Source organism: Streptomyces sp. UNOC14_S4 (genome assembly GCF_020740835.1).
Lineage (GTDB): Bacteria > Actinomycetota > Actinomycetes > Streptomycetales > Streptomycetaceae > Streptomyces.
This window is the reverse complement of the sequence record NZ_JAINFC010000895.1, coordinates 1-1,523: the sequence shown is the minus strand read 5'-3', so window position 1 is coordinate 1,523 and position 1,523 is coordinate 1. Positions and strand designations below refer to the sequence as shown.

The 1,523-nt window shown below is 78.5% G+C and carries 1 protein-coding gene and 1 pseudogene; both read right to left on the bottom strand.

Annotated elements, in window-relative coordinates:
* Positions 1-174: 174 nt before the first annotated feature.
* The gene (locus tag K6I34_RS36820) at positions 175-405 is read right to left on the bottom strand and encodes a hypothetical protein (RefSeq protein ID WP_229332367.1); all 231 of its coding nucleotides are present in this window, start codon (positions 403-405) and stop codon (positions 175-177) included.
* Between the two features lie 162 nt (positions 406-567).
* Positions 568-1,523 (bottom strand): annotated as a pseudogene (locus K6I34_RS36815) (tetratricopeptide repeat protein); the annotation flags it as partial.

Here is a 1,523-nt window from a genome sequence, read left to right as displayed (position 1 = left end):
GCCCCGGTGCGGGCGAGGCGGGCCAGGGCGGCGGGGGACGGGACCGGTGCCGTGCCGCCGTCCACGCGCTCCGCGCTCATTCCGGTTTCCCCGTTCCCCGCGTTCCCCGCGCCCCTGGGTGCTCCGTGTGCCGGGGGCGTGGCCTCCGGGTGCTCCTGTGCGGTGCGCGCGGTGTCACGGCCGGCCGGGGGCGTTCCTGCCGGTGGCGTCCTCGCCGCCCGAGTACCAGGTGATCTCCAGGCCGTCCGGGTCGCCGAGGACCTCCTCGACGGCGACGGCCAGGCCGGGGTCCGCGACCCGGCGGAGCGTCCGCAGGTCGATGCCGGTGAGGTCGGGCACCGGCGGCACCCGTACCGCGCCGTCCGCCGTCCCGGGCGTCGTCGCGGTGCTCGTGAGCTTCGGCACTCTGTGCTCCTTTCCTGCCGTCCGCCGCTGAACTCCTGTGGTGCCGTGCGTCGTGCCCTCGGTGCGCGTGCTGCGCTGCCCGTTCTCGTTCGGCGGCCCCCCACGGCTGCTCGGTTCTTCCCGGGGGCCGCCATACGGAAACCCGTTCGGGCGCCGTTCCGGTCACCCTCCTGCCAGGCGTGTCACGGCCTCGCGCGTGGCCTGGACCTCGGGCCAGGGGACGTCGGCGAGACGGGCGGTGAGCTCGGCCCATTCGGCCGCGGCCTCGCGGTAGACGGCCAGCGCGCGGCGGGGCCTCTCGAGGCGCTCCAGAGTGGCGGCCCGCCGGTGCAGGGCCCGCGCCCGGACGACGGAGCCGCCGGGCGCGCGATCCTCCTCCGCCGCGGTGGCGAACGCGTCGGCCGCGGCCTCCTCGGCGGCGCGGGAGAACGCCGCGCCGGAGGAGAACGGCGAGGCGGAGGTCTGTTCGTGCAGGGTGAGACGGGCGGTGCCCAGCTCCAGCCACGCCTCCGCGCGGGTCGGTCCGTCGGGGGCGTGCCGGGCGGCCTGTTCGAGCAGGTGGACGCCCTCGTAGAGGTCGGGCAGGAAGCCCTGGCGGTCGAAGCGCAGGACGAGGGCACGGCCGAGCAGCAGCTGGACGCGGGCGCGGCCCGGAGCGCGGCCGGGGCTCACCGAGAACGCCTCGCGGAGCACCGGTTCGGCGCGTTCCAGGGCCGCCGAGCCGGGTTCGCGCCGGGCCTGTTCCAGCAGGGACTCGCCCCATTCCGCGAGGAGTTCGCGGCGCGGGGCGCCGTAGGCGTCGGTGAGGTCGACGGCCGCGCCGTACGCCTCGTCGGCCTCCTCCCAGGACCGCGCCGCCGTGTGGGCGCGGGCGAGTTCGGCGAGCCTGCGCGGGTGCGGCCCGCCGTCGTCGGCGAGCCGCCCGGCGCGGTCGAGGACGGCGAGGGCGTCGGCGGGCGGCGCGCCGGACAGCCGCAGGGCCGCGGCGAGGTCGAGGAGTGCGGCGCCCTGCTGGGGTTCGGGCGCGTCCGCGGCCTCCAGGAGGGCGCAGGCGGCGCGGAGTTCGGCGGTGGCCTCGGCGGCGCGGGGGCGCGGGTCGGGCAGGGTCCCCGCCAGGG